Source organism: Streptomyces sp. DH12, assembly GCF_020873895.1.
GTDB lineage: Bacteria > Actinomycetota > Actinomycetes > Streptomycetales > Streptomycetaceae > Streptomyces.
In genome coordinates, this window is sequence record NZ_JAHWGT010000518.1 from 1 (window position 1) to 579 (window position 579).

Annotated in this window: 1 protein-coding gene and 1 pseudogene; both read right to left on the reverse strand. The window is 68.7% G+C overall.

Features of this window, described 5'->3' with window-relative positions; all coding sequences use genetic code 11:
• Window positions 1-289: pseudogene (locus LPA54_RS35515) on the reverse strand (triacylglycerol lipase); the annotation flags it as partial.
• Between the two features lie 193 nt (window positions 290-482).
• Window positions 483-579, reverse strand: a 97-nt coding sequence (locus tag LPA54_RS35520) for a S1 family peptidase (RefSeq protein ID WP_228984698.1), incomplete at its 5' end; no start/stop codon positions are given.

A 579-nucleotide genomic window follows, 5' to 3' on the forward strand; every position in this document is an offset into this window, starting at 1 on the left:
TGACGGCCACCGGCTGCCCGTTCGAGTCGGTCGAGGTGTACATCAGGCGGGTGGCCGTGCCCGGCAGCCGGCGGCCGTCCAGGCCGGGCAGGCTCAGCCCGAGGCTGAGGGGCTCATGGCGGATCAGCTTGCCGTTGCCCGAGGGGAGTTCGGCGGGCGGGGTGTAGAAGGCGGGGATGGTGACGCCCCGCGACACGACGGGGTCGGTCGCCGCTGCGGGCGACGCGGACGCGCACACACAGGCCGTCGTCGCGACGACGGTTGTCAGCACGCTGCTGATACGGCTCACGGCTCTCTCCTTGCTGCGGCTGCAGAAGATGAATCCGAAAACTAACAGCGCTCACTTACCGCCGGTAACCCACCAGTAAGTTACGGACCGGTAACTTTCGTGGACGTCAGGACGTGCGGGATCCGGACAGGTCAAGGAGCGGGCCCCGCCGAGGAGTTCGACGGGGCCCGCTCGGGTGCGGAAAGGAGAGCTGTCAGGCCGTGTGCAGCGTCAGCCCGTAGCGGTTGAGGATCTCGTTGACCGGCTGGAACCAGGTCTCGCCCCCGCTGGAGCAGTTGCCCCAGCCGCCG